This is a genomic window from Chryseobacterium ureilyticum, from assembly GCF_900156735.1.
GTDB lineage: Bacteria > Bacteroidota > Bacteroidia > Flavobacteriales > Weeksellaceae > Chryseobacterium > Chryseobacterium ureilyticum.
Window position 1 is genome coordinate 28914 of sequence record NZ_FTOL01000001.1, and the last position, 25311, is coordinate 54224.

The following is a 25311-nucleotide window of genomic DNA, read 5'->3' on the forward strand; positions in this document are numbered from 1 at the left end:
AAAATGAAGAAAGTATTAGTGTTTCTTTTAGCATTCGGAAGTATGAGTGCTTGTGAAGAGAAGCCCGGTGATTTTCCAAAAGAAGAAATGATGCAGGAAAAAGATATCATAAACATGGTAAAGAAGAATAATATTGCTGCTGTAAAATCTGCTTTAGAAAAAGGAGAAGATGTAAATAGGCAGGATCGAAAAGGTCGTTCTTTACTATTGATTGCAACCATTGAGAAGCAAACAGATATGGCAAAACTGCTGGTTTCATATAAAGCAAATGTGAATCTTCAGGATGACCAATTGGACAGCCCATTCTTATATGCAGGAGCAAGCGGACAAACTGAGCTTGTAAAATTATTTCTTGAAAATGGAGCCCGCTTTGATCTGTTCAACCGTTATAATGGAACGGCTTTAATTCCAGCCTGTGAAAGGGGACATGTAGAAACGGTAAAGGTTTTGGTAAAAACCAAAGGCTTTCCTGTCAATCATGTCAATCGTTTAGGATGGACGGCTTTAATGGAAGCAGTAATCCTTGGAAACGGAACTCAGAAATACCAGGAAATAGTACAGATCTTAAAAGATAACGGAGCCAATCTTACCATCCCTGATCATAATGGGAAAACGCCTTTGCAGCATGCAGAGCAATTAGGATTTAAAGAAATAGCTATGATTTTAAAATCATAAAAATACTACAAGTCACGATGAATATTGTATTAAAATTAATAGTATTCAATTTTATCGGAGATATAATCTTCGTGCCTGTACGATTCTCCAACATGAAAAGTAACATAAAAATTTAGATATATAATTTAGTTGGTGTTTTTCAGCCACAAAGGATACATTTGTTTCTTTTGTGGCTATTTTAGTTTTTTCTGTGATAAATTTTATTAATTTTAGAAGAAATTCAGGGAGCGTGAGTTATCATACAGATCATTTTCCTATTTTGGGAATCCAGGAGTTCAGTGAAGATCAGCTTACAGGCTGTAATTTGCTGTTTAATGAACTTTACGGAGCACGTTCCATTGATGATCCCCATAAACATGACTTTTTTATCATCAATCTTTTTGAGCATGGAGTAGGCTCGCATACCATAGACTTTACAGAATATCAGGTTAAAGATCATCAGATTCACCTTGTTTTTCCGGATCAGGTACATCAATGGGTGATTGAAAAGGAAACAGTAGGATATCAATTAATGATCAGCAGAGATTGGTTTGAAAGTTTTCTGCCATCGCTTCGTTTTTCGGCTTCTTATTATCAGAATCATCCGGTTATTAATTTATCCGATGAGGTTTTTGCAAGCTTCCTCTATGAATTTCAGGCAATTCAAAAAGAATTGAAAACGGAAAAAGTGTTTTGGGAACTGATCCAAAAGAGAAGTGAACTGATCGGTTTATTAGTAAGCAAATCCGTGGAAGGTGCATTTAAAGACTTTGAAGTTTATAATTCGAATCCGATTATTTCAAAGTTTTTACATCTTATTGATGAACATTTTAAAACGGAAAGATCAGTTTCATTTTATGCGGATAAACTGAATATTTCTGCTAATTACCTGAATATTGTCTGTAAAAAGAATCTTAATGCGTCGGCTTCATCTCTTATTCAGGACCGTATTTTACTCGAAGCAAAACGACTTTTGAAAGTTTCAGAAATGTCAGTAAAAGATATTGTATATGATTTGGGGTTTTACGATCATGCCAGCTTTTCAAAATTCTTTAAAATGCAGACAGGGATGACTCCATCTCAGTTCAAAGAATAATTTATACAACACAAGACATAATTGATACACCGGTTTTGAAACAAAGCCTGTGTAATTTTGTAATGTTAAAATATTAAATCATGCAATTTCCATATCAATTAACTGCGAAAGGAAAATATTCCCTGAAAAATGTCCGCCTGGAAACGGGTTTTGAATACGAAAATGAAGAGGTGATCGGAACAAAAACAGACCTTTTCAGTATCGACATTGAAGATGGGAAAATAAAAGCAGTAAAAACAAACGAACCAGCTTCGAATGCAATCGACGCAAAAGGATATCTGATGCTTCCTGCGTTCAGAGATATGCACATCCACTTGGACAAAACTTTATACGGATTACCATGGCAGGCACTTTCACCGAAAAGAAAAACGGTAAAGGATATGATCGCATACGAACAGGAAATTATTCCTGAACTTCTGAAAACTTCAGTAGAAAGAGCAGAACAGCTGATCAGTCTGCAACAGCATTACGGAACTCATTTCGCCAGAACTCATTTCAATATTGATCCTACATCAGGTTTGAAATCTCTGGAACATCTTGAACAGGCACTTCAAAATAAAAAAGACTCTTTTAAAGCTGAATTGGTGGCATTTCCGCAACACGGAGTATACTATACTGAATCTGCACCCTTAATGAAAGATGCAGCACAGCTGAAAAGTGTCGGTTTTATCGGAGGATTAGATCCTTTAAGTATTGATGGAAGCATTGAAAAAGTAATGGATTTTACGGTACAGCTTGCTCTTGATCATAATAAAGGAATTGATATTCACCTGCATGAAGTAGGAGATTCCGGGATGAAAACAATTAATTACCTGATTGATAAAGCAATTGAAAATCCAGCCCTTCAGGGAAAAACTTTTGTAAGTCACGCTTTTGCTTTAGCGCATCTTTCGCAAAAAGAAGCTGATCAGATTGCAGAAAGACTTGCAGAAGGAAAAGTAGGAATTGCATCTTCCGTACCATTTAAAAAGACAATTATGCCAATTCCAACGCTGAAGAAGCATGGAGTAAATGTTTTGATCGGGAATGATAATGTACAGGATTTCTGGAGTACTTTCGGATCAGGAAGTATGCTGCAGAAAGCCAATCTGATTGCTGAACTATATGGTTATGCTACAGAATTTGCATTGTCCAGAGCGTTACAGTTTGCGACTCAGAGCACTGTTCCTTTGGATGAAAAAGGTAAACAACAATGGCCAAAAGCGGGTGATGAAGCTGCAATTGTTTTGACAGATGCATCATGTTCTGCAGAAGCCGTTTCGAGAATTTCCAAAATAGAAGCCCTGATGAATGACGGGAATCTCTTCTGGAGAAAGTAATAGACTTATATATTTTTTATATACACTTGTTTTTTGTGAATCCGAGCCAACAGTTTTTCTGTTGGCTTTTTGTTTTTAGGATGTGTGAAGTTTCAATATTAATCTTTATTAATAAGCTTGAAATTAAAAATGTGTTTATTTTGCAGAAAATATATTTCACAGTAATGATAAAAGTAATTTTATACAGTTGGAATGAAGGTTTAAAAAAGGTATCACTTACTAAACTGCAAATAGATTTGTTAGGAAAATCTTTAAAAGAATCAAAATCAAATGTAGATTTACTTTTAGAGGGAAATAAAGTAATTTTTGAAGTGGAAAATCCTGATTTAGCTAAAGTATTTTTGCATGAGGCAGATAAGCTTGGTGTAAATTGTAAAATGTTTGTAGAATAATATTACACGATTATGATATTTTATTCAAATAGAAAATTCAAAATTTGGGCATATACTGTAAGCCATAGTTCTTTGCTTTTAAGAAGTGTTATGCAATATGATGATCAAGAAGGATATTCAGAAGAAACATCCTATAATATTGACCTTGAGTTTTCATTTGTAGAATATATGGATATAAAAACAATATGGGATTCTATATCACTTTCTATTGTAGAAAAAGAAAAATTTGGTTCATACGAAGGAAAAATTTTTGAAATAGAATCCAATAAAGAAAAAACTTATATAGTGGCTTATAGTGTATTGATAGGAACTAATAAATGGGGATTAGATGATCGTATTTTTAATTGTGATATGAATTTAAAGCATGATGAAATCTTAGTGTCTTTTCCTTATCAATAGTAAGATGATCAGGATTTAAACAGCTATTAATATTTATAGCAATGCAAAAAAAATTAGTAAAGCTTTCACCCAATCTGTAAGACATGACATAAGAAAAGTAGTACTTACGGATAACTTTGAATATTAAGGTTTAATTACATATCATATAATAACAAAAAAACCATCAGAAAAATCTGATGGTTTTTTACTTGAATGAAGAAACTAGTTATTGTAAAGCTGCTAAAAGGTTTACTCCATCTACCGTAGCCCAAGCTCCTGGTACTAGAGAAACTTTTGTAACACCTGTAGCATTTGTGAAAGTTTTACCACCGTTTGCCTGAGCATATCCCCAAACACCAGCGTTATCAGAATTAAGGTAAGTAAGAGGTTCTACTTTTACTTTTCCTGCGTTTACCTGACTTGTATTTGTCGCATCATCCTGAATTAATACAGCGTAAGCTTTTTGTGAACCGATATTTTTGTATCCACTCACATAAACATTAGAGAAAATTCCTGTTCCATGTTTTTTAAACTGAATTGCGGAAATTTCAGGAGAGTTAGCTGTTTCAGGGTTTGTGTTAGCATTTCTGATTAATGTAATATTTGAAATTTTAGGAGCGATATTATCTGCATTACCTGAAGCTTCAATTTCCATTCCGAAGTTCCCTGTTCCGGTTTGGAATGCATACCAGTTTGTATTATCTTGCCCACTCCATGCATCTTGCCAGTCAAATGAATCATCATAGTTACCATAAGAAACAAGATTTTTTGCACTTACCGTACCACCAAAGAATTCATATCCGTCATCCGTTCCTTTATAAGTTACAAGGTTTTCTAATACTGTTCCTGTACCTACAGAGTAGAATGTCATAGAATTGGTCTCAGAAGTACCATCTCCAATTTTTTTACCAGCATATTCTACACGAACAAACTTCATTACTCCTGAATTTGATGCAGCATCATTACCTCCGTATTTAACGTTGTTTCCATCTTCAGATAAAGCAGATGTGTTTCCGTTTACGGCTTTGATTGGTGCATTTCCATATAATGTAATTCCACCCCAATCACCAGGCATTTTTGTTGCTGTTGTAAATACAATTGGGTCAGCAGCTGTACCTACAGCATTGATTTTACCATCCTGAAGAACTACCAAACCACTTGTTACAGATGTATCTACTGTGAAAGTTGCTCCAGCTTCAATAGTAAGTGTTGCTCCGTTCATAACTTTTACAACACCTTTTAGTTTATAATTTCCTTTTTTAAATACTGTATCCTTACTGATGATCCCTTCTAAATCGGTTACACCAGGAGTAACAACTGTTTCACCAAGACCGTCATTTACTTCGATAGTACAAGAGTTTAAGGCTAATGTTAAAACTGCTGTTAATGATAATAATGTTAATACTCTTCTTTTCATTTTATACTTATTTTACTTTATTAATTGATTTTAAAATGTGTAACCTACTGTTAAGTTGAAAGTAACTCCTCTATAATAATTGATAAGAGTATTGTTGCCTTCTTCTAAATGAAGTGGTAAATAGTTTTTGTCTCCAAGTAAGATTCTATACTTATTATTAAGAATGTTCTGAACTCCCATTTTCACGTTCCAGTTTTTTGTTAACTGATTCTGATAGACAAAGTCTAGCTGGTGGAAAGGCTTTTCGTAATAGTTATCTGTACCGGATCCTCCTGTTGCATAAATTTTACTTCCTGAAACATTATAAACTAAAGAGAATGTTTGTGAAAGATTATTACGATTTTTAAATTCGTATTTTAAATCTGCATTAATGGTATAAGGAGCGGCTCCCTGTAAACCTCTTTTATGTAATTTTTCTCCTGTTGTTGGAAACCATTTAGGTTGTTCCATATCAAGCTGATCCTGACTTCTTTCTACATTAGAGTACATAAATGTAGCGTTAGCTCCTAAAGTGAATTTATCTAAGGTTTCAGAAATTCTACCAAGATTTAAAATACCTTCAAGTTCTACTCCAAATATTTCTGCTTTTTTAGCATTGTAAAATGTTATTGTGGATCCCGTAGCATCTCCTGATGCCACCAATGAACGTTCAATAGCATTCTTAATATGTTTAGCAAATAGGTTTACAGCAAACATTTCTTTGTTCGTTGGAAAATATTCCCATTTTAAATCAAAATTATAGTTTTCACTATTTTGTATGTTTTCATTACCAACAATATTTACGTTATCCGGGCTGATGTATTTAATTGGCATCGTTTCGATAAGTATTGGTCTTGTAATGGTTTTGCTAAATGAAAATCTTAAATTATTTTTATTATCAATAGCTTTTTTGATCGAAAGTGAGGGTAGAATAAAGTCTTTTACTTTTTCCACATTCGTTTTGTACTTAGCACTCTGTTCAGAATAGCGGATAAGAGTCATATCATGCTCATATCTAGCTCCTAATAAAATATCCCAAGAATCATTAGGTTTAAAATTAACATTGGCATAACCCGCATTAATAATTTGATAGAAGCTGTTATAGAATTGCGAAATATCTGATCCTTCCTGGTAAAATAAATCACCTTTTCTTATTGATTCATCAAATATGCTTTGAGGTCTGTCTACATTGACTACAAAACTTGGGTTGAAATCGTGTGCACGGCGACCAAAAATGAATCGATAAGATGTTTTTCTAAAATCTGTAAATCCATTATATCCGGCAGTTATCTGGATAGGATAATCCTTTCTGTCTCCTTTTTCACCCAAGGATAATTGGTATTCCGCATAGGCTGATCCATAAAATCTTGAGTTTACATCAAGGTATTGACGAATAAGGTTGTTACCTCCATATTTCATTAAAACTTGTCCATCAGGAAGCATCTTACCATAATCATCAGCTCTGTTTCCATCTAAAATTTTACGATCTGGCTGACTATAGTTATTGATTACGTAGCTGATTCCTCCTTTTAGTTGATGTCTGTCTCCAATTTTCTGAGATGCAGTAAGTTGTAAATCTAGGAATCTTGATACATCTAATTGATTTGTTCTGAAGAAACCAGTATCCTTATTTTGAATCTGTTGGTCCTTGTATCCAAAATTATCTTCAATGATATTATTGGTATTTTGTAGGTAAATAGCATTCAAATTAACATTTGTCCCTTTATTTTTATAACCTAGACCCAATAAAATGGAAGATTCCGTTTGGAAATTATATTGTTTGCGGGTAAGAAAGTTCATATTATCAATAAGGGTAGAACCTTGTCCTCTAAACTGATTGTTAGCCCCTTCTTTATATTCGAACTTTGTACCTTGATTTAATGAGAATAGTACGCCTAAGTTTCCTGTTTCTCCAGCCTTGATTTTTTGTACCGTTGTAAATCCAATACTTGTGTTAGGCATTGTTTTTACATTATCTACGTTCCAGGAATCTTTAAAAGAATTTAATGATTCATCAGCTGTAAATCTGTAATTATTAGGTCTTGCATTTCTAATTTCACTTGGAAGCCTTCTATCCCTAGAGTTCAATCCAAGGTATCCATTCATTCCATCTGCTCCCTCAGCTACTTTAAAATTATCTCTGAATGTACTTAAAGTATTTACTCCTACACTGAATTCTACTTTTGTGAATGGCTTATCAATGGTAAGCGTTTCAATATCAAACGTAGCTCCGGCAAAGTCTCCGTAAAGATTAGAGTTGAAAGTCTTGTAAATGTTCAATTTACCTACAACATCCGTTGGGAACTGCTTTAACGCAATGATCTTTTGAAAAGGGTTGTTGGAGGGTGAACCAAGACCGTTAATTAATAAATAGTTGTATCGTTCTTCAAGACCTCTTACGAAAAGACCTCTTCCTTCTACTGTAGTGATCCCTGTTACTTTTGTAAGTCCCTGTTCTACGTTGGAGATCCCTTTTCTGGAAATCTCTTCAGCACTTACAGCCTGCTTTTGAACAATTGCTTTTTTCTGTTCTCCTAATACAGCAGTCTCAGTTTTTTTGTTGCTGCTTCCTTGGATTACTACGCCTTCAATTTTTTTCTCCTTAGTGATGGTGTCCTGCTTCGTTTCCTGAGCATAAAACACTGAACCAGATAAAAATAAGACTGCAATGCTAAGTTTATTAATTTTCATTCTTTTTTACTTGCTTTATTTACTAGATTCTTTCGGTGCAAAGGAATAAAAGATTGCTGGGGTAAATGGTTTAGTAAAATTTAATTTTTTTTTAACTAAACATTAAGAAAGTGGAGTTATTGTTAACTTTATATGAACGATGACTAATTTGTTAATCTATCATTCAAAAATGATTAACTTTGAAACAGTAAAAATTTAAAATGAGTCAAAAGAAAATACTCTTAATAGACGACGAACAGGACATTTTAGAGATTCTGTCTTACAACTTGGAAAAGGAAGGATATGATATCCATACAGCTACCAACGGTAATGAAGGAATAGAAAAAGCAAAGGAAATTATCCCGGATCTTATCCTTTTGGATGTAATGATGCCAGAAAAAGACGGTATCGAAACTTGTCAGGAACTTCGTAAAGTGAAAGAACTTCAAAAAACACTTATTGTGTTCCTTTCGGCAAGAAGTGAAGAGTTTTCTCAGTTGGCAGGTTTCCAGGCAGGAGCTAATGATTATGTGGTAAAGCTTATCAAACCTAAAATCCTTATCTCTAAAGTAAATGCTTTATTACAGCTTACTTCTCAGGTTTCTGATAATGCAAAACTTATCGAAATCGGGGATCTTATTATTGATAAAGATAACTTCAGAGTTTCGAAAAGCGGACAGCAATTCCTTCTTCCTAAAAAAGAATTTGATTTACTTTATCTTTTGGCTTCCAATACGGAAAAAGTATTCAAAAGAGAAGAAATTCTTGAAAAAGTTTGGGGAAATGATGTGATCGTAGGCGAAAGAACCATAGATGTTCATATCAGAAGATTAAGAGAAAAACTGGGGATTAATACTATCCAGACATTAAAAGGAATTGGATATAAGCTGATTGTTTAATCACTTAAAAATCCTAACTTTACGTTTAATCTTTAAAACTTTGTAAAATTGAGATTTTACAGACTTACCCTTGTAGCCTCCAGTCTACTGACACTGGTCATGCTCTTTCTTGTGGTCGTTTTCGATTCACTGAAAGACATCTATTATGAAACACCTCTATTCAAAACAGGACTTTTAATTTGTATTGTCCTGATTTTTATTATCAATTGTGTCGTTCTTGAGCTTTTATTCAACTATTATGGAAGAAAACAGGTAAAAGGTTTATCTGATTTTCTCCCCCAGGAAATAGTAAATGACAATGACGAGAATATTACCATCAAGGAACTGGGAGAAAGATTCTCGGATCTCAATCAGCAGAAGGTAACTGAGATTGATATGATGAAGGAAATGGAGAGTTATCGTAAAGAATATATCGGAAACGTTTCTCATGAACTTAAAACACCTTTGTTTTCTATTCAAGGCTACGTAGAAACCTTAAGAGATGGAGGAGTAGATAACCTTACCATTCGAGACAAATATCTTGAAAGAATTGATAAATCGGTTGAAAGACTTATCGCCATAGTTACCGATCTCGATATGATTAACAGGCTTGAAGCAGGTGAAATTAATCTTACCGTTTCCAAATTTGATGTAAATCTTCTGATCAAGGAAATTTTTGATCTTCTTGAATTTGAAGCTGAAAAACATAATACCACACTACAAATCCAGACACTTCATCCACAGATCTTTGTGGAAGCAGATAAACAGAAAATTTCCCAGGTGTTTATTAACCTTATTTCTAATGCAATTCACTATGCCAACAGACAGGAAGCAAAAGTGATTGTGAAAACCAGTGTTTTAAAAAATAAAGTACTGATTGAAGTAATAGATAACGGGATGGGAATCAAATCTGAAATCCTGCCAAGAATCTTTGAGCGTTTCTATCGTGTGGAAACCAGCAGAAGCCGAAGAGAAGGCGGTTCTGGACTAGGACTTGCCATTGTAAAACATATCCTTGAAGCTCATAACGAAAACATTACCGTAGAAAGTGTTTATCTTGAAGGAACAAAATTCAGTTTTATGCTCGAAAAAAGTAAATAGTTTCGGCAAAATGTAAGAAAAAAAAATATTTTAAAAAATCCTGAAATATTTTTTTGTCACATGTCATTTATTATATATTTGCACCAGAGATTTATCATAATTATAAAGGCAAAAAAGTAATTTAAGAAACTGATATGGTTTACAAAATCCGCGTAATATTAGATGCGAAAGAGGATATTTTCCGTGATATTGAAGTTAAGGGAAAACAAACGTTATGGAACTTACATTTAGGAATTAAAAGTGCATTCAGTCTGCAGGGAGATGAGCTTTCTACTTTTAATCTGTTAGAAGAAGACGGAACAATCGTAAAAAGTGTTCCTTTGGAAGATATGAGCGATGATGGTGATGGAGAGATTATGTCAGACGTTTACATTGATGAGGCTTTTGAAAATAAAGGAGATAAAGCACAGTTCCAGTACGGACTTCTTGATCTTTGGGAATTCTTCTGTGAGCTTATAGAAATCATTGACGAAAAGAAAGGGGTTAATTATCCTATTACCGTGTTCAGATTTGGAAATGCTCCATTAAAGGCACCTAGCAAAAACGGAAGCGCAGGAGGATCTAAAAAGAAATCTGGAATGCCTTTGGCAGATGATGAATTTGGATTCGATGAAGATTTCGGAGCAGGAGGTAACTTCTCAGATGAGGATGATAGCTTCGATGACGATGACGACGATGACTACAACGATGATGTCTTTGATGATGAGGAAGACAATGATGATGAAAGATAAGATATAAAATATACGCCCCGGATTAAAAATCCGGGGCTTTTTTATTGAATGAATCTAAAAAAATAAAAAGATACTCTTTCGCTTATAAAGAATCAATGAAATTGATTCCATTCTTTGTCTCCTTAAAATATAACAGAGTCTTCCTAAAAACTTTGCGTCAAAAAACAGAAATTTTAAACCATTAAGAAAAATTAAGATTTAAGATGAGTTAAACTTATTCAAAGATGAATTTGGAAAAAACTTAATCAATACTTCAGCTGTTCTCGTTATTTTTCAGCTTTTATCAATACCTTCAGATAGAAGAAAATTTATCATAAACCAATTGTATTTATACTTCGGATTATTTCAAAAGAACCTTCGTAATTTTCCCTTTTAGTCGCTTTCCCTAAAAAACAATCCTTATTTTTGTTAAAAATAGATTAATGAAGAAATTAATTTTATTAGCCGTAATTGGTCTGGGAATTGTTTCCTGTACCACTCAAAAAAACAGAGGGAAGATGACTGAACTACCAAAAGAATGGAAACACAATACTAATATTTACGAAGTAAACATCAGACAATATACGCAGGAAGGAACTTTTAAAGCATTCGCAAAAGAAATGCCCCGCCTGAAAGCTATGGGGGTAAAGACACTTTGGTTTATGCCCATCACTCCAATTGCACAGCAAAATAAAAAAGGAAGTCTTGGAAGTCCTTATGCTGCGGCAGATTATACCTCTATCAATCCGGAATTTGGAACAATGCAGGATTTCAAGGATATGGTAAATGAAGCTCACAGATTAGGGTTTAAAGTAATCATCGACTGGGTAGCGAACCATACCGGTTGGGATCACGTATGGACAAAAACACATCCGGAGTTCTATCTGAAAGATCAAGACGGAAAATTCCATATTGCTTCCGGAATGGATGATATCATTGAGCTGGATTATAAAAATCAGGAAATGCGCAAGGCAATGATTGACGCCATGAAATTCTGGGTAACAGAAACAGATATTGACGGATTCAGATGTGACCTTGCTTCCTGGGTAGAAGTAGACTTCTGGGAACAGGCACGCCCTGAGGTAGAAAAAGTAAAACCACTTTTCTGGTTAGGAGAATTTGATGAATTAGAAAGCCCGGAATACGGAAAAGTATTTGATGCAAGCTACTCATGGAAATGGATGCATAAATCAGCCGACTATTACAAGAAAAATGAACCTCTTCAGGAACTGAAAGACCTATTGGTAAAATACTCTAATATTGGAGACAGCTCAATGAGAGCCTGGTTTACGGCAAATCATGATGAAAACTCATGGAACGGAACGGAATATGAAAAATATGCAGTAATTGCTAAGCCTATGGCTGTGTTTTCCGCAACATGGAATGGTGTACCGTTATTATATTCCGGACAGGAACTTCCGAACATGAAAAGATTGGAATTCTTTGAAAAAGATGTGATTAAATGGACAAAAACATATCAGGTCGCAGATTTTTATAAAACATTACTGGATTTAAAATCTTCTAATCCGGCGTTAAGAGGTGGAGACTCAAAAGTTACTACCTATTTACTGAACACAACTGCTAATGATAAGATTTTAGCTTACGTAAGAAAAAACGGTAAAGATGAAGTGCTGGTCGTTCTGAATATGTCTAAAGAACCAGTAAACTTTAGTATTGAAGATGAACATTTATCCGGAGCTTTCAGAAACGTTTTTGATAAGACGAAAAGAAATTTTGATGAAGGCAAAGACTTTAGTTTCAAAGTTTCAGACTATGCCGTATTTGAAAAATAAAATTACAGAAGTTTTATTATCTTAATCGTGAGTTTTTAAACGGTCCTACATTCCCCTCCGCTGGAGGGGTGTCGAAATCTACGATTTTGACGGGGTGGTTCTTCCATTCACAATAAAATAATCCAGCTATTAATGAACAAACAGGAAATTATCAATATAATCAAAGGCAAATTAGCCGATAAATCTCAATATTTCGAAAACCTTATCGCAGAAACCCGTGCTTCCAACAACGATACAAAAAGCTCAATGGGTGACAAATATGAAACAGGTCGAGAAATGCTTCAGCAGGAAATTAACAATCTTCAGCGACAGCTCAACGAGGTATTGAATCAACAGGCTGTATTGCAGAAAATAACTTCAGACGCTTCCGAAAAAGTTCAGAATGGCGCTTTAGTGAAAACAAACAAAGGTCTTTTTTATGTTTCTGTATCGATGGGAGAAATTGTTTTTGATAACCAGAAGGTTATGACAGTATCAGCAGAATCGCCATTAGTAAAGGCTATGTTTGGCAAAAAAATGGGAGAAGGATTTACCATTAACAATATAAGTCAGAGTATTGAAAATATCTGGTAAATTAAAAATTAAAAACAATTGGCGATATTTCCATAGACTACGGAACCAAGGATATTATTGATCCGAGTAAGTTCAAAAAGTTGGTGAAATTCGGTCCTGTGAAACTGGATTATTCAGATGATAAGTTGATTGATAAAGACCAATACGGAAAGTTGAAATCTATCAGCGGAAATAATGAAAAAATCAGTGTTTCTGTTTTGTAGTCCTGAAATAGGATATGTATTATATCATTGTTTCATAGATGTCAGATACACAAATATTTAATAAAACAATAAGAGGCATTCAGAAAATGAATGCCTTTTTTTGAAGCTTTTTTAGTAAATTTGAACCACAAAATTTCTCTCAAAATGCAAAACTACCTAGACCTTTTACAGCATATTTTAGACAACGGAACTGATAAAACCGATAGAACCGGTACCGGAACAAGAAGTGTTTTCGGGTATCAGCTGAGATATGATCTGTCTAAAGGTTTTCCATTGGTAACCACCAAAAAGGTGCATTTGAAATCCATTATTTATGAATTGCTTTGGTTCTTGAAAGGAGATACCAACATCAAATATCTTAAAGATAATGGAGTAAGGATTTGGGATGAATGGGCAGATGAAAATGGAAATTTAGGACCTGTTTATGGTGCACAATGGAGAAGTTGGAATGGAGCTGATGGAAAAGTGGTAGACCAGATCACAGAAGTGATTGATCAAATCAAGAAAAACCCGGATTCAAGAAGATTAATCGTCTCTGCATGGAATGTTGCAGAAATTCCAAATATGGCATTGGCGCCTTGTCATGCACTATTTCAGTTTTATGTAGCTGACGGAAAATTATCACTGCAGCTTTACCAGAGAAGTGCAGATGTTTTCCTTGGTGTTCCTTTTAATATCGCAAGTTATGCATTGTTATTGATGATGGTCGCTCAGGTTTGTGATCTTGAAGTAGGAGATTATGTTCATAGCTTTGGAGATGTTCATATTTACAACAACCACTTTGAGCAGGTAAACAGACAGCTTTCAAGAGAAACAAGACCTCTTCCTACCATGAAGCTGAATCCTGAAATTAAAAACATCTTTGATTTCGATTTCGAAGACTTTACGCTGGAAAACTATGATCCGCACCCAGGGATTAAAGCTCCTGTTGCTATTTAAAGTGATTCGCAGCTTTTATATCCTTTTGTAATTGGTATATTTCTATTATTTTTGATGATTGTGAGAATTCATTGATCACCACAAATTCTGAAAAAATAATATGGAGAAAAAATTAAACAATAGTTACCTGATATTTTTAAATATCTTAATAATTGTTTACAATCTTTACATAAGCTTGTCCGTTTTTAAAGAGAAGATCATTGTAACGGATGACCTGAGTAAACTCTACGAATCAAAACATATTTCAAAGTCTTACTTCAGTTATCTCTATTCTTTTTTAGACTCCACCACAATGGCGGCAAGACCGGTTTCAGGTATTGTCACAGGAACGTTGATTTTTTTCTCAAAGTCTAATGAATATATCTATCTTTTAGGAGTCCTTTTTTTTCCACTTTCTTTACTCGCGATTTACTGCATTGCAAAGAAGATGTTTTCAAAAGAACTGGCGAGTCTGATTACTTTATTATATTCTTGTTCCTTAATCGGGACGAGTATTCAGTTTTCTTCCATTATGCTTAATTCAAATTTGGCGACAATTTTCTTTTTATTAAGCATTTATTTCATCTACGTTCGTGAAAAGATCATCATAAGTTCACTGTTTTTTATTGCTTCAATATTGAGTTATGAAATCTTTCTTCCGCTTATACTTTTAAACCTATTTCTCATTAAAGACAATAAAAAAAGAATTCTGTTTTTATTATTAACATCGGGAGTCATTGTAATTTTCAGGAAAATCATTCAACCTTCTTTATTTGTAAACTCTTATCAAAGAGATGAAGTAGATAAAATTTTTGAATTTAAAAGAGTTCTTCAGATCGCAGTGTTTTCTTTGAAATTATTTTTCAAAGATCTGTTTGTAGGAATCTATAAAGCCTTATTAAATATTCGTAATCTTCATGTCATAGAGATACTATCAGCTTTTTTGATCTCATTCGTGACTTATAAAGTATTCTCCGGATATGATTTTAAAAGTAAATTAAAAGAATATAAAAGGATTGGGTTCATATCTTTCCTTTCAATAATGTTTGGACTGAGTATTTTCCTTTTTTCATCCTACATTCCTACGATTTTCGGTTTTGATAACAGGAATTTGGGTGCTATAAGACTTTTTTATACTCTTCTTGTCGTTTCAGTAATCGTTTATTTATCGGTTAAATTAAAATTCGGGAGCAAAATAGCAAGTGCTTTTTTCGCAGTTATTGCTTTTCTGCTTGTTATTACGAATCTTAGTGTGAAAAATTCCTGGTCTTATGCCGTTCAGTTTAATAATGAAATATTCACAAAATTAAATACAGCTCTTAAATCAAACCATATTGAAAACGGAGAGGTATGTCTGAAATATGATATTTTCAACGAGTTTAAAAACAATCCTCGTTTTACATTAAGAGAACCAATTTTTTACAATAACTGGGAAAGTCCGATGTTATCTCAGATGAATGGTATTGATCCCCATAAAATTCATGTCTACAATATTGAAAGAAAGACTGACTGTAATATTGTATTTCTTTACAAAAACGGAATAATAACCAGAATAAAGTAAACATTCAAAAGGTGGAAGTTTTGTGTTTTCAGGGATAAATTGTCCAAATTCCTTCTATTTCAGATGAAAATCAATTTTTAAAGATGGAAATCAGTTTATTGTTTCTAAAATAAGTTTTAAATTTGAAAGAACTTGATTTAACCTTTAACCAAAGGCTGAATTGTAAATCCAATCACAAAAATTATGAAGTTTTTAAAAATAAATATCGAAGAAGGAGCAGACCCCGAAGTACTGAAAAATATCGTACTTCAACTGAAAGGAGTAGCTTCAGCAGAAATTATTGATGACGAAAACCCTGAAAGCGAACTGAAAAAAGCTTTTGCCAAAACAAAAGAACAGTTGAAAACAGGAGACTACGAAACCCTTGTCAATGATATTTTTGACATTATAATTAAAAAATAAACCTAAAAAAATAAAGTAGACAGATGAGAAAGGTGATTTTATCAATGGCTATACTTGGCATTATGTTTTCCGCTAATGTATCAGCACAAACCGAAACTTCTGGAAGAGAAAAAGTATATAGAGCTACCCATACCAAAGTTACGGAGCTAAAACATACTAAGCTGAAAGTGAATTTCGACTATCAAAAGGAGCACATGAACGGAGAAGAATGGCTTACCGCTTCACCATATTTCTATCCAACCAATGAGCTGACACTTGATGCAAAAGGAATGCTGATCCACGAAGTAGCACTTGATAATAATGGTAAAAAATCACCTTTAAAATATGATTATAAAAATGATGTTTTAAAGATTACACTGGATAAAACCTATCAGAAAAATCAGGACTACACCGTTTATATCAAATACACATCCCGCCCGAATGAAGTGAAACAAGAAGGAAGTATGGCAATCAATGATGCCAAAGGACTTTATTTCATTAATGCTCAGGGAACAGATCCGGATTTGCCAACACAGATCTGGACTCAGGGAGAAACTGAATCTTCTTCTGCATGGTTTCCAACCATTGATAAACCTAATCAAAAAACCACACAGGAAATCTATATGACCGTTCCTGATAAATATGTGACGCTTTCCAATGGAGTTTTAAAAACTTCTCAAAAAGAATCCAACGGTCTGAGAACAGATCATTGGGTGATGGATAAAAGACATTCCACTTATCTTTTCTTCATGGGAGTAGGAGAGTATGCTATAGTAAAAGATAAGTGGAAAAATATTGCTGTAGATTATTATATTGAAAAGGAATATGAACCTTACGCAAAACAGATCTACGGAAATACTCCTGAAATGATCGAGTTTTTCTCCAAGAAAATGAATTATGATTATCCATGGGCGAAATATGCACAGATTTCCGGAAGAAACTACGTAAGTGGTGCGATGGAAAATACAACGGCAACTCTTCACGGAAGTGATATTCTTCAAAAGCCGGGACAGCTTATCGATGAAAATAAATGGGAAGATACTATTGCTCACGAATTATTCCATCATTGGTTTGGTGACCTGGTTACCGCAGAAAGCTGGAGTAATCTTACAGTAAATGAATCATTTGCTAACTATTCAGAATATCTTTGGAATGAATATAAGTACGGAAAAGACCAGGCGGATTATCATTTGATGTCAGACGTAAATATGTATCTTCATAATCCGAACGATTTTAAGAAAAATCTGGTAAGATTCAATTATGAATCCCGTGAAGACGTATTTGATCTTGTAACCTATCAGAAAGGTGGCGGAATTCTTAATATGTTAAGAAATTACCTTGGTGATGATGCTTTCTTTGCCGGAATGAATGATTATCTGAAAACAAACGAGTATCAAAATGCAGAAGCTCATCAATTGAGACTTTCTTTTGAAAAAGTGTCAGGGAAAGATTTGAACTGGTTCTTCAATCAATGGTATTTTGGAAGTGGTAACCCGAAGATTAATTATTCAACAGCATTTGAACCAATGAAGAAGCAAGTGACTGTAACGGTAAACCAAACTCAGGAGCAACCATTCCAGTTTCCACTTGCCATTGATGTCTATGATAACGGAAAACCTAAAAGATATAATGTTTGGGTAAATGCAGATGAGAAAAATACATTCAGTTTTGATGTTTCCAAAACTCCAGATTTGGTTAATATCAATGCAGACGGAGTTCTTTTAGCTGATATCACAGATACGAAAACTCCCGAGCAAAACCTGATGCAGTTTACTAATTCTAAAGAATTTAAAAGCAGATATGTTGCTTTAACGGGAATTAAAGATCAAGTGGGGAAAAATCCAGCTGCAACAAAATTATTAGCAGCTGCATTAAAAGATCCGTTCTTCAGAATAAGAATTAAGGCTTTAGAGCTAATGGATCTTTCCAATCCTGAACAGATGAAAGCGCTAGGAGCTGACGTTGAAAAACTGGCAACGAATGATCCTAAAACATTAACGCAGGCTGCTGCAATCTCTGCTTTAGCCAAAACTAAAGATAAAAAGTATCTTCCGATTTTTGAAAAAGGAGTAGGTGCGGTTTCCAATGCAGTAAAAGGAAACTCTTTAGGAGCTCTTATCACCGTTGATCCTTCAAAAGCAAATGCTCTGGCTGATAAAATTGATTTGGAAGGTGCTTCTGATGAATTACAGGCACAGTTATTACCAATTATCGTAAAGAATAAAGTGACTTCTCAAATGTCAAACATTGCTCCGCTTGCTGCATTTTATCCGTTTATTAAATTCCAGAATCCAGAATTAGGAAAATCGGCGGAAGATGGCTACAATTGGATTATGACTTCAGATAATTTAAAAGCTACTGAAAGCATTACCAAGATTGTAGGGTATGCAAAAAATCAAATGGGAGATAATCCTCAAGCTAAAATGATGATCGTGCAAATGCTGAAAGACGGTTTAGGAAAGAAAATGGAATTACTGAAGCAAAATCCACAAAACGCTGCAAGTATTAATAAACAGATTGATGCTTTAAATAAAGCAATTGAAAATTATAAATAATAGTATATTTAAGATAAATAATCTAAAGTCGGCAAATCTGTCGGCTTTATTTTTTTATGTGATGCGAAAATTTCTGAAAAGCTCATTACTCTATTGAATTTTGATAATGTTACAAAAATCAGTGATTTTTACCGTTGTTTTTTGCGTTATCTTTCATAAATTCGTTTAAAATTTAGAAAATTATGAGTTTTGGAATTGAAGCTGCGAGCTATTATGTGCCTTCTTTATATTTGGAAATTAAAGATTTAGCTGAAAAAAGAGGTATAGAACCAGCAAAACTGGAGAAGGGATTAGGACTTCATAAAATGGGTTTTCCGGATGTACACGAAGACGCTGCTACTTTTGCAGCAGAAGCATTGTTGAAATTAATTAAAGACTATACTATTAATCCCAGAGAAATTTCAAGAATTTATTTGGGTACGGAAAGTGCTTTGGATGCAGCAAAACCAACGGCTTCTTATGCAATGCAGATGGTTGAAAAAGTTTTGGAAGCAGAATTTGGAGAAAGAGTCTTCAGAAACTGTGATGTGGTAGATATGACTTTTGCATGTATCGGAGCTGTGGATGCTTTACATAATGCTTTAGACTTTGTAAGAGTGAATCCAGATAAAAAAGCGGTTGTGATAGCAAGTGATTACGCAAAATATGAATTGGCGTCTTCAGGAGAATATACTCAAGGAGGAGGTGCTGTTTCTTTACTGATTTCCTCGAATCCTGACCTCCTTGAAATTGAAAACCATTGGGGAGTTGCTACAGACAGTGTTTTTGACTTCTTTAAACCAAGAAGACAATATAAAAAAGAAGATTTGAGCGGTGCACCGGAAGCATTCCCTGATAAAATAGAAGTCTTTACAGATGAGCCGGTTTTTGATGGGCAGTATTCTAATCAGTGTTATCAGGACAGGATTAGAGAAGCATATCAGCACTATAAAGAAATTACAGGAGAAGAAAAGCCTTATGATAAATGGCGTTATATTGTCTTCCATCTTCCTTATGCTTTTCATGGTAAAAGAGTTTTTACAGAGATTTACAGTCTTGAAAATGAACTTCCTTATGGAACTCCGGATGAGCAAAAAGCTGTTGCAAAATCTGAAAACTATCTTCAGCTTATCAATCAAAAAATAGAAAGAACTCAACGTGCTTCATCAGAGATTGGAAATATGTATACCGCTTCTATTTTTATGGCGTTTCTTTCCGGTTTACAGACTTCTTTTAATGAGGGAGAAGATCTGTCAGGAAAAGAAATTGGCTTCTTTGGATATGGTAGCGGTTCGAAATCTAAAGTATTTGCAGGAAAAATTTCAGATAAATGGAAAACAGTAGTGGATAAGTGGAATTTATTTGAAAACATGAAGAATAGAACTGGTGTGGATTTTGAAACCTACGAAAAACTTCACAGAAAACAACTGGAACAGTCTGTGAATCCCGGTTACAAAGGATTTGGTCTTACTTTTATAGAAACCAATAATCCTGTTTTGAATGGCGCTCGATATTATAATTATCAAGATTAATATATTTTATGTTTATTTATAAAAAGCATTCCATTTTGCGGAATGCTTTGTTTTTTTATGAATATTTGGGGGTTATATTTAATTATTTTTCATCATTTTGGTGTTTTTTATGAAAAAATGAGATGTTTATTTTTGAATATTTTACTACTAAATTTATTATTTAGTTTAAATTTTTAATCTATTTTTATTTTTTAATGTAATGTGAATGATTTTTTAATTGTTGTTAAAATTCTGTTAAAGTTAAATTGTTTGCGTATTCTTTTTTATTTTATTTAATTTATATTTATAATATGTATTAATATTTATATTTTAATGGATATTTTTAACTTAAACAAACGTTTTATTAGTATTTTATAATTTGAAACTCTTAGTTCTTATTAACATATTTGTCATCGGAATATCTTAAAATTTGTTAATATGAATGGAAAATTATCTGTGCTAAGTGCCGGAGTCCTGTTTTTTATAGGGCAAGGTCTTATGGCACAAAAGGTAAAAAAAGACACAGTTTCTACGAAAGAAATTGATGAAGTTGTTGTTGTGGGATATGGAACGCAGAAGAAAAAAGAAGTTACGGGTGCTGTAACGTCTATTAAGGCTGCAGATGTTTCCAATATTGCAGCTCCGAGTTTTGAACAACAGCTTGCAGGTAAGGCTGCCGGAGTGCAGATCACAAGTGCTACTGGTATCTTAGGGGAACCACCAAGAGTGAGAATCAGAGGGATTGCATCTATTACTTCGGGTACATCACCGTTGTATATTGTTGATGGTATTCCAATCTTCTCAGGAGACGTTGGAGGACAAACTTCTACGAATGGACTGGGTGATATTAACCCTAATGATATTGAATCTTTTGAAGTTTTAAAAGATGGTGCTTCCACCGCTATTTATGGTTCAAGAGCTGCTAATGGGGTAGTATTGATTACTACTAAAAAAGGAAAAGGGGGACGATTAAGTTTGAATTTCAGTAACTATGCTGGGTATGCAATGCCGGTTGGTTTGTATAACTTACTTCAGACTCCTGATTTTATTGCAATTTCGAATGAAAAAAGAGCGAATGCAGGGCAAAGTGCTGTAGCATTCGGAACAGAATATAATACGGACTGGCAGAAAGCGGTTTTAAGATCTGCAGCTTTTCAGACGGATAATACATTGTCTGCATCAGGGTCGTTTGGTAAATCTAATTACTACACATCTATCGGATATACAAAACAGGAAGGAGTTGCGATTCCTAACGAAATGCAAAGATTTTCTACAAGAGCAAATGTAGATCATCAGGCGTTCGAGTGGATGAAAATCGGAACAAACCTTAGTTTTACAAAAACGGATTATGTAGGTTTGAATACAGGAGCTTCTTCGCTTTCTGGAAATATTTATAACGCAATTAAACAGTTGCCAAATACACCTATCTTTAATCCAAATCATCCTACAGGATATAATATTGATGCTATCGATCCAAGGGTAGTAGGAAGATGGCAAAATACATTATTAGCCGGTGATAATATTACAAATATTGTGTATGCGCTTAATAATAATAAAATGAGATCTAGTGTAAACAGATTGATAGGATCTCTTTATTCAGACATAAGATTATATCCATTCCTGAATTATAGATTTCAGGTGAGTGTTGACCAATCTCAAACAAAAGGATTTGTTTATTGGAATCCTGTACATGGTGACGGACGTGGATCAAACGGATATATCAGAAATGACTTCTCTGATTATCTAAGAGGAAATATTCAAAACATCTTAACATTCAATAAAACCTTTGCTGAAAAGCATACGATTACTGCTGTAGCTGTATATGAATATCAGAAACAAAAACTGCAAAGTTTCTATGGAGGTGGAACAAACTTGTCTACACCTTTCTTCAATAATGGGATTATTTCAAGTTCTGTAGGAACTCCACAATCAGGAGGAGGGATCACAGAGCAAGGAATTTTATCATATGCTGGAAGATTTAACTATAACTATGCAGGAAAATATTTCCTACAAGCGTCTATCAGAAGGGATGGTCTTTCTTCATTACCAATGAAAAATAAATGGGGTAACTTCCCAGGAGTATCCGTAGGATGGACAGTAAGTAAAGAAAATTTCATGCAAGGGCTTGAAAACATAGTTTCTGATCTTAAGCTTAGAGCTTCTTATGCTAAGGTAGGTAATACGGATATTGGTAACTATCCCTATTTAGGATTGTTCAGTAACTATAAGTATGCAGATTACACAGGTGTTGCGTATTCTCAGATTTATAATCCGGATTTAAGATGGGAAACGAGTCACAAGTATGATTACGGATTGGATGTATCATTGCTTAAAAATAAATTGAAATTTACTTTTGATTATTTTGAAAACAAGATTTCAGATATGATTATTGAGGCTCCGTTAGCTCCATCTCTTGGGGTTCCAAATAATAGTATCTTTAAAAACATCGGAGATATGAAGAATAAAGGATTTGAATTCTCCGTGGATTACAATGTTATCAATACTGAAAATTTTGGATTGGATGTGAATGCTAACCTTACATTAATGAGTAATAAGGTTTTGGCTCTTGCAAACAATAATGCAGACATTTTTTCCAGTGCAAACAATATCATTAGAGTAGGAGAATCTTTAAGATCTATCTATGGATTTGAATATTGGGGAGTAAATGCAGCGAACGGGAATCCAGTTTACTATAAAGCTGATGGAAGTTTAGTACAGGGGGTAGTAGGAAAAGGTGTTTATGCAGTATTTGATCCTTCTAATCCTAATGATATAAGTAAGTCATCAATCTTAGCACAGTCTGATAAGAAGGTGTTAGGAAATTCGTTACCAAAGTATTTTGGAGCAGTAAGTTTAAAGTTCAGATTTTACAACTTTGATCTAGGAACTACCGTGAGATATAGTGGTGGAAATAAGATCTTTAATGCTACCAGAAGAGATTTGATGACTTTAAACTTTAATAATAACTCAACTGAAATTTTAGGAAGATGGCAAAGTCCGTCTAATCCAGGAGATGGGTTGACGCCAAAATTGTATTTTGCAGATAATACGCTTACTAACCTTACGAGTAATGCCTCTTCGAGATTTTTAGAAGATGGAAGTTTTGTAAAGTTTGATGTGATCAGTTTAGGATATAATTTCCCTAAAGATATTTTGAAGAATGTTGGAGTTAGGGGCTTAAGAGTTTACTTCCAGGCTCAGAATGCATTCATTATTACTAAATATAAAGGTCTTGATCCGGAAATGGAAAATGCAGGAGTGGATTTCAATGGAACTCCTCGTCAGAGAGTATTCAGTATGGGCTTTAATGTTTCACTATAAAATTAAGATAACAATGAAAAATAATATAATAAAAAGGGGATTATCAGTTTTATCAGCATCATTAGTAATGGCAATGATAGGATCTTGTTCAGAGGCTGATACCTTAGATTTACAACCTTACAATAATATCTATGAAGATGTTGCTTTTACCACTCCGGTAAATGTAGATCTTGCCATTATAGGAGTTTATAATGCTGCACAGAATGGAGTTTATAAAACAGCACCTGATGCGGCTAACACCCCTAGAGGATACGTTTTTGGAGCGGCATATACAGAGCAGAATGATGTACGTGGAGAAGATATGGTGAACACAGCAACATTTTATCAGCTTACTTATACGGCAACTTATGATGGAGGTTCTCCTAATAACTCTCATTATTGGGTGAATGGTTATGGATTGGTGAATAAAGCAAATATTACAATCGAAGGAGTAAAAAAAGCAGGCGAAACAGGAGTGATCAAACCTGCAGTGCGTGATAATTATTTAGGAGAAATGTATTTCTTAAGAGCACTAGCCCATCTGGAATTATTGAAACATTTTTCACGTCCATATAATTTTACAAGTGATGCAAGTCACCCGGGAATACCTTATCGTACGACTGCTATTAATACTCCGGCAGCTATTGAAGAGGGACTTAAAGTAGGAAGAGGTACAGTCGCAGAAACATATGCTAAAATTTTGGCTGATTTAAATTTGGCAGAAACGCTTACCGCAAGTAAAGGAACAAGAAATGGTAATGCTAAAATTACCAGAGCTACTAAAGAAGCGGCTATTGCTTTGAAAGTTCGTGCTTATCTTAATATGAGAAATTGGCAAAAAGTGCTTGATGAAGGTGCGAAGTTGGGAGCTGCATATACTCTTACTTTAACTCCGGAGGTTCCATTTATTGTAGCTAATAACTATAATAATACAGAATCTATCTTTACTATTGAAAACTCTGCAAATACTAATCCTGGAACTAATGCTGGGTTGGCATCAATGTATAATGACAGATCATTAGTATGTATCAGTCCTATTATCTGGAGAAACTCTAAATGGTTGGTTGATGATAAAAGAAGAAGAGATACTTTGATGGTAAGAACAGCTGCTTCAGGGGTTAAATTCGTTAATAAGTATAAAGATGTTACGAACTTATCAGATGGAGCTCCAATCATGAGATACGCTGAGGTGGTTTTATCAATGGCAGAAGCTAATGCAAGATTAGGAAATAGCGCAGCTGCACTAGAATTATTAAACAAAGTAAGAAACAGATCATTGGCTAATCCTGCAACTCAGGCATATACATCATCATCATTTGCAAATGCTACAGCACTTGTGGATGCGATCATTACAGAACGTAGAATTGAATTCTTGGGCGAAGGGATGAGATGGGGAGATATTCATAGATTACTTTATGATGATTTGGTACCAACTCCTGGTATACCTGCTAAAATGGCAAACGGAATGCCTACAGCTGCTTCCTTTACACTAGGAACTCCATATACAGGACCTTTAGGAGTGGCAATGATTCCAAAAACAGACTTCAGAATCCTTTGGCCTATTCCAAATGATGAGGTAGTAAACAATCCTACACTTGCTTCACAGCAAAACCCGGGATGGTAAAAAATGAATATTTAGGTTAGCTTAAAAAGGTAATTGAGTTATAGTGAAAAATACAATTCAATTAACCGTAAATAATGAAAAATTTACTTAAAAAAACGTGTTGTTTAAGCTGAATTTATAATATAACATATTAACAAATTTTTAATTTTAACTTCAGTAAGACTGTCTTTTAAGGCAGTCTTTTTGTTTTTTAAATAGTCTATTTTAATATATTTTCCATAAAATGCAGTGTTTTTTGGCTTCATTTTAACTAAAATTATACAATGGTTTGTTTTATATTTTTAACTTATATTATTTATTTTGGTTTATATTTTTCGTT

Annotated in this window: 19 protein-coding genes; 17 read left to right on the forward strand and 2 right to left on the reverse strand. The window is 34.0% G+C overall.

The features are described 5' to 3' along the window. Positions 1-3 precede the first annotated feature (3 nt). From BW983_RS00145 to BW983_RS00165, 5 genes are all read left to right on the forward strand, one after another. Positions 4-675, forward strand: a complete 672-nt coding sequence (locus tag BW983_RS00145) for an ankyrin repeat domain-containing protein (RefSeq protein ID WP_076548972.1) — start codon at positions 4-6, stop codon at positions 673-675. Between the two features lie 229 nt (positions 676-904). Further along, positions 905-1750 carry a helix-turn-helix domain-containing protein gene (locus BW983_RS00150; RefSeq protein ID WP_076550739.1) on the forward strand — a complete coding sequence of 282 codons (846 nt, stop codon included), beginning with the start codon at positions 905-907 and terminating at the stop codon, positions 1748-1750. An 80-nt stretch (positions 1751-1830) separates the two neighbouring features. Beyond that, positions 1831-3069, forward strand: a complete 1239-nt coding sequence (locus BW983_RS00155) for an amidohydrolase (RefSeq protein ID WP_076548974.1) — start codon at positions 1831-1833, stop codon at positions 3067-3069. Between the two features lie 164 nt (positions 3070-3233). Beyond that, on the forward strand, positions 3234-3461 hold the full coding sequence (locus tag BW983_RS00160) for a hypothetical protein (protein WP_139329191.1): 228 nt from the start codon (positions 3234-3236) through the stop codon (positions 3459-3461). 12 nt (positions 3462-3473) lie between these two features. Beyond that, complete coding sequence (locus BW983_RS00165; protein ID WP_076548978.1) at positions 3474-3860, forward strand: hypothetical protein; 387 nt, start codon at positions 3474-3476, stop codon at positions 3858-3860. Positions 3861-4065: 205 nt separating this feature from the next. Here the strand turns inward: BW983_RS00165 and BW983_RS00170 are convergent, their stop codons facing one another. After that, positions 4066-5256: a hypothetical protein gene (locus BW983_RS00170; RefSeq protein WP_076548980.1), complete on the reverse strand. Its 1191-nt coding sequence runs from the start codon at positions 5254-5256 to the stop codon at positions 4066-4068. 30 nt (positions 5257-5286) lie between these two features. Further along, positions 5287-7926 (reverse strand): TonB-dependent receptor plug domain-containing protein, encoded by a 2640-nt coding sequence (locus BW983_RS00175; RefSeq protein ID WP_076548982.1) that lies wholly within the window; start codon positions 7924-7926, stop codon positions 5287-5289. 200 nt (positions 7927-8126) lie between these two features. On the opposite strand from BW983_RS00175, the gene BW983_RS00180 reads away from it, so the two are divergent. The 12 genes from BW983_RS00180 (at position 8127) to BW983_RS00235 (ending at position 24992) form a co-directional block, all read left to right on the forward strand. Further along, entirely contained in the window at positions 8127-8804 is a 678-nt protein-coding gene (locus BW983_RS00180; RefSeq protein WP_076548984.1) for a response regulator transcription factor, read from the forward strand. A gap of 48 nt (positions 8805-8852) precedes the next feature. Further along, positions 8853-9884 (forward strand): sensor histidine kinase, encoded by a 1032-nt coding sequence (locus BW983_RS00185; protein ID WP_076548986.1) that lies wholly within the window; start codon positions 8853-8855, stop codon positions 9882-9884. A 134-nt stretch (positions 9885-10018) separates the two neighbouring features. After that, complete coding sequence (locus tag BW983_RS00190) at positions 10019-10615, forward strand: IS1096 element passenger TnpR family protein (RefSeq protein WP_076548988.1); 597 nt, start codon at positions 10019-10021, stop codon at positions 10613-10615. Between the two features lie 422 nt (positions 10616-11037). After that, a complete protein-coding gene (locus BW983_RS00195; protein WP_076548990.1) occupies positions 11038-12387 on the forward strand; it encodes an alpha-amylase family glycosyl hydrolase in 1350 nt (449 codons plus the stop codon). A 132-nt stretch (positions 12388-12519) separates the two neighbouring features. Further along, on the forward strand, positions 12520-12960 hold the full coding sequence (locus BW983_RS00200; protein WP_076548992.1) for a hypothetical protein: 441 nt from the start codon (positions 12520-12522) through the stop codon (positions 12958-12960). Positions 12961-13307: 347 nt separating this feature from the next. Then, entirely contained in the window at positions 13308-14102 is a 795-nt protein-coding gene (locus BW983_RS00205; RefSeq protein WP_076550741.1) for a thymidylate synthase, read from the forward strand. A 100-nt stretch (positions 14103-14202) separates the two neighbouring features. Further along, positions 14203-15642: a hypothetical protein gene (locus BW983_RS00210; protein ID WP_139329192.1), complete on the forward strand. Its 1440-nt coding sequence runs from the start codon at positions 14203-14205 to the stop codon at positions 15640-15642. Between the two features lie 183 nt (positions 15643-15825). Beyond that, complete coding sequence (locus BW983_RS00215) at positions 15826-16044, forward strand: hypothetical protein (RefSeq protein ID WP_076548996.1); 219 nt, start codon at positions 15826-15828, stop codon at positions 16042-16044. Between the two features lie 23 nt (positions 16045-16067). Further along, a complete protein-coding gene (locus tag BW983_RS00220) occupies positions 16068-18578 on the forward strand; it encodes a M1 family metallopeptidase (RefSeq protein WP_076548998.1) in 2511 nt (836 codons plus the stop codon). Between the two features lie 182 nt (positions 18579-18760). Beyond that, positions 18761-20089 (forward strand): hydroxymethylglutaryl-CoA synthase family protein, encoded by a 1329-nt coding sequence (locus tag BW983_RS00225; protein WP_076549000.1) that lies wholly within the window; start codon positions 18761-18763, stop codon positions 20087-20089. Between the two features lie 417 nt (positions 20090-20506). Beyond that, positions 20507-23389, forward strand: coding sequence for a SusC/RagA family TonB-linked outer membrane protein (locus BW983_RS00230; RefSeq protein ID WP_076549001.1), 2883 nt, complete (start codon positions 20507-20509; stop codon positions 23387-23389). A 13-nt stretch (positions 23390-23402) separates the two neighbouring features. Further along, positions 23403-24992, forward strand: a complete 1590-nt coding sequence (locus BW983_RS00235; RefSeq protein WP_076549003.1) for a RagB/SusD family nutrient uptake outer membrane protein — start codon at positions 23403-23405, stop codon at positions 24990-24992. Positions 24993-25311: the final 319 nt, after the last annotated feature.

What these genes read in the sequence shown, in the direction of transcription:
- BW983_RS00210 (WP_139329192.1), top strand. Translation starts at nt 14,203, where the DNA reads ATGGAGAAAAAATTAAACAATAGTTACCTGATATTTTTAAATATCTTA.
- BW983_RS00155 (WP_076548974.1), top strand. Translation starts at nt 1,831, where the DNA reads ATGCAATTTCCATATCAATTAACTGCGAAAGGAAAATATTCCCTGAAA.
- BW983_RS00220 (WP_076548998.1), top strand. Translation starts at nt 16,068, where the DNA reads ATGAGAAAGGTGATTTTATCAATGGCTATACTTGGCATTATGTTTTCC.
- BW983_RS00160 (WP_139329191.1), top strand. Translation starts at nt 3,234, where the DNA reads ATGATAAAAGTAATTTTATACAGTTGGAATGAAGGTTTAAAAAAGGTA.
- BW983_RS00235 (WP_076549003.1), top strand. Translation starts at nt 23,403, where the DNA reads ATGAAAAATAATATAATAAAAAGGGGATTATCAGTTTTATCAGCATCA.
- BW983_RS00165 (WP_076548978.1), top strand. Translation starts at nt 3,474, where the DNA reads ATGATATTTTATTCAAATAGAAAATTCAAAATTTGGGCATATACTGTA.
- BW983_RS00170 (WP_076548980.1), bottom strand. Translation starts at nt 5,256, where the DNA reads ATGAAAAGAAGAGTATTAACATTATTATCATTAACAGCAGTTTTAACA.
- BW983_RS00205 (WP_076550741.1), top strand. Translation starts at nt 13,308, where the DNA reads ATGCAAAACTACCTAGACCTTTTACAGCATATTTTAGACAACGGAACT.
- BW983_RS00200 (WP_076548992.1), top strand. Translation starts at nt 12,520, where the DNA reads ATGAACAAACAGGAAATTATCAATATAATCAAAGGCAAATTAGCCGAT.
- BW983_RS00225 (WP_076549000.1), top strand. Translation starts at nt 18,761, where the DNA reads ATGAGTTTTGGAATTGAAGCTGCGAGCTATTATGTGCCTTCTTTATAT.
- BW983_RS00215 (WP_076548996.1), top strand. Translation starts at nt 15,826, where the DNA reads ATGAAGTTTTTAAAAATAAATATCGAAGAAGGAGCAGACCCCGAAGTA.
- BW983_RS00230 (WP_076549001.1), top strand. Translation starts at nt 20,507, where the DNA reads ATGAATGGAAAATTATCTGTGCTAAGTGCCGGAGTCCTGTTTTTTATA.
- BW983_RS00175 (WP_076548982.1), bottom strand. Translation starts at nt 7,926, where the DNA reads ATGAAAATTAATAAACTTAGCATTGCAGTCTTATTTTTATCTGGTTCA.
- BW983_RS00190 (WP_076548988.1), top strand. Translation starts at nt 10,019, where the DNA reads ATGGTTTACAAAATCCGCGTAATATTAGATGCGAAAGAGGATATTTTC.
- BW983_RS00180 (WP_076548984.1), top strand. Translation starts at nt 8,127, where the DNA reads ATGAGTCAAAAGAAAATACTCTTAATAGACGACGAACAGGACATTTTA.
- BW983_RS00145 (WP_076548972.1), top strand. Translation starts at nt 4, where the DNA reads ATGAAGAAAGTATTAGTGTTTCTTTTAGCATTCGGAAGTATGAGTGCT.
- BW983_RS00195 (WP_076548990.1), top strand. Translation starts at nt 11,038, where the DNA reads ATGAAGAAATTAATTTTATTAGCCGTAATTGGTCTGGGAATTGTTTCC.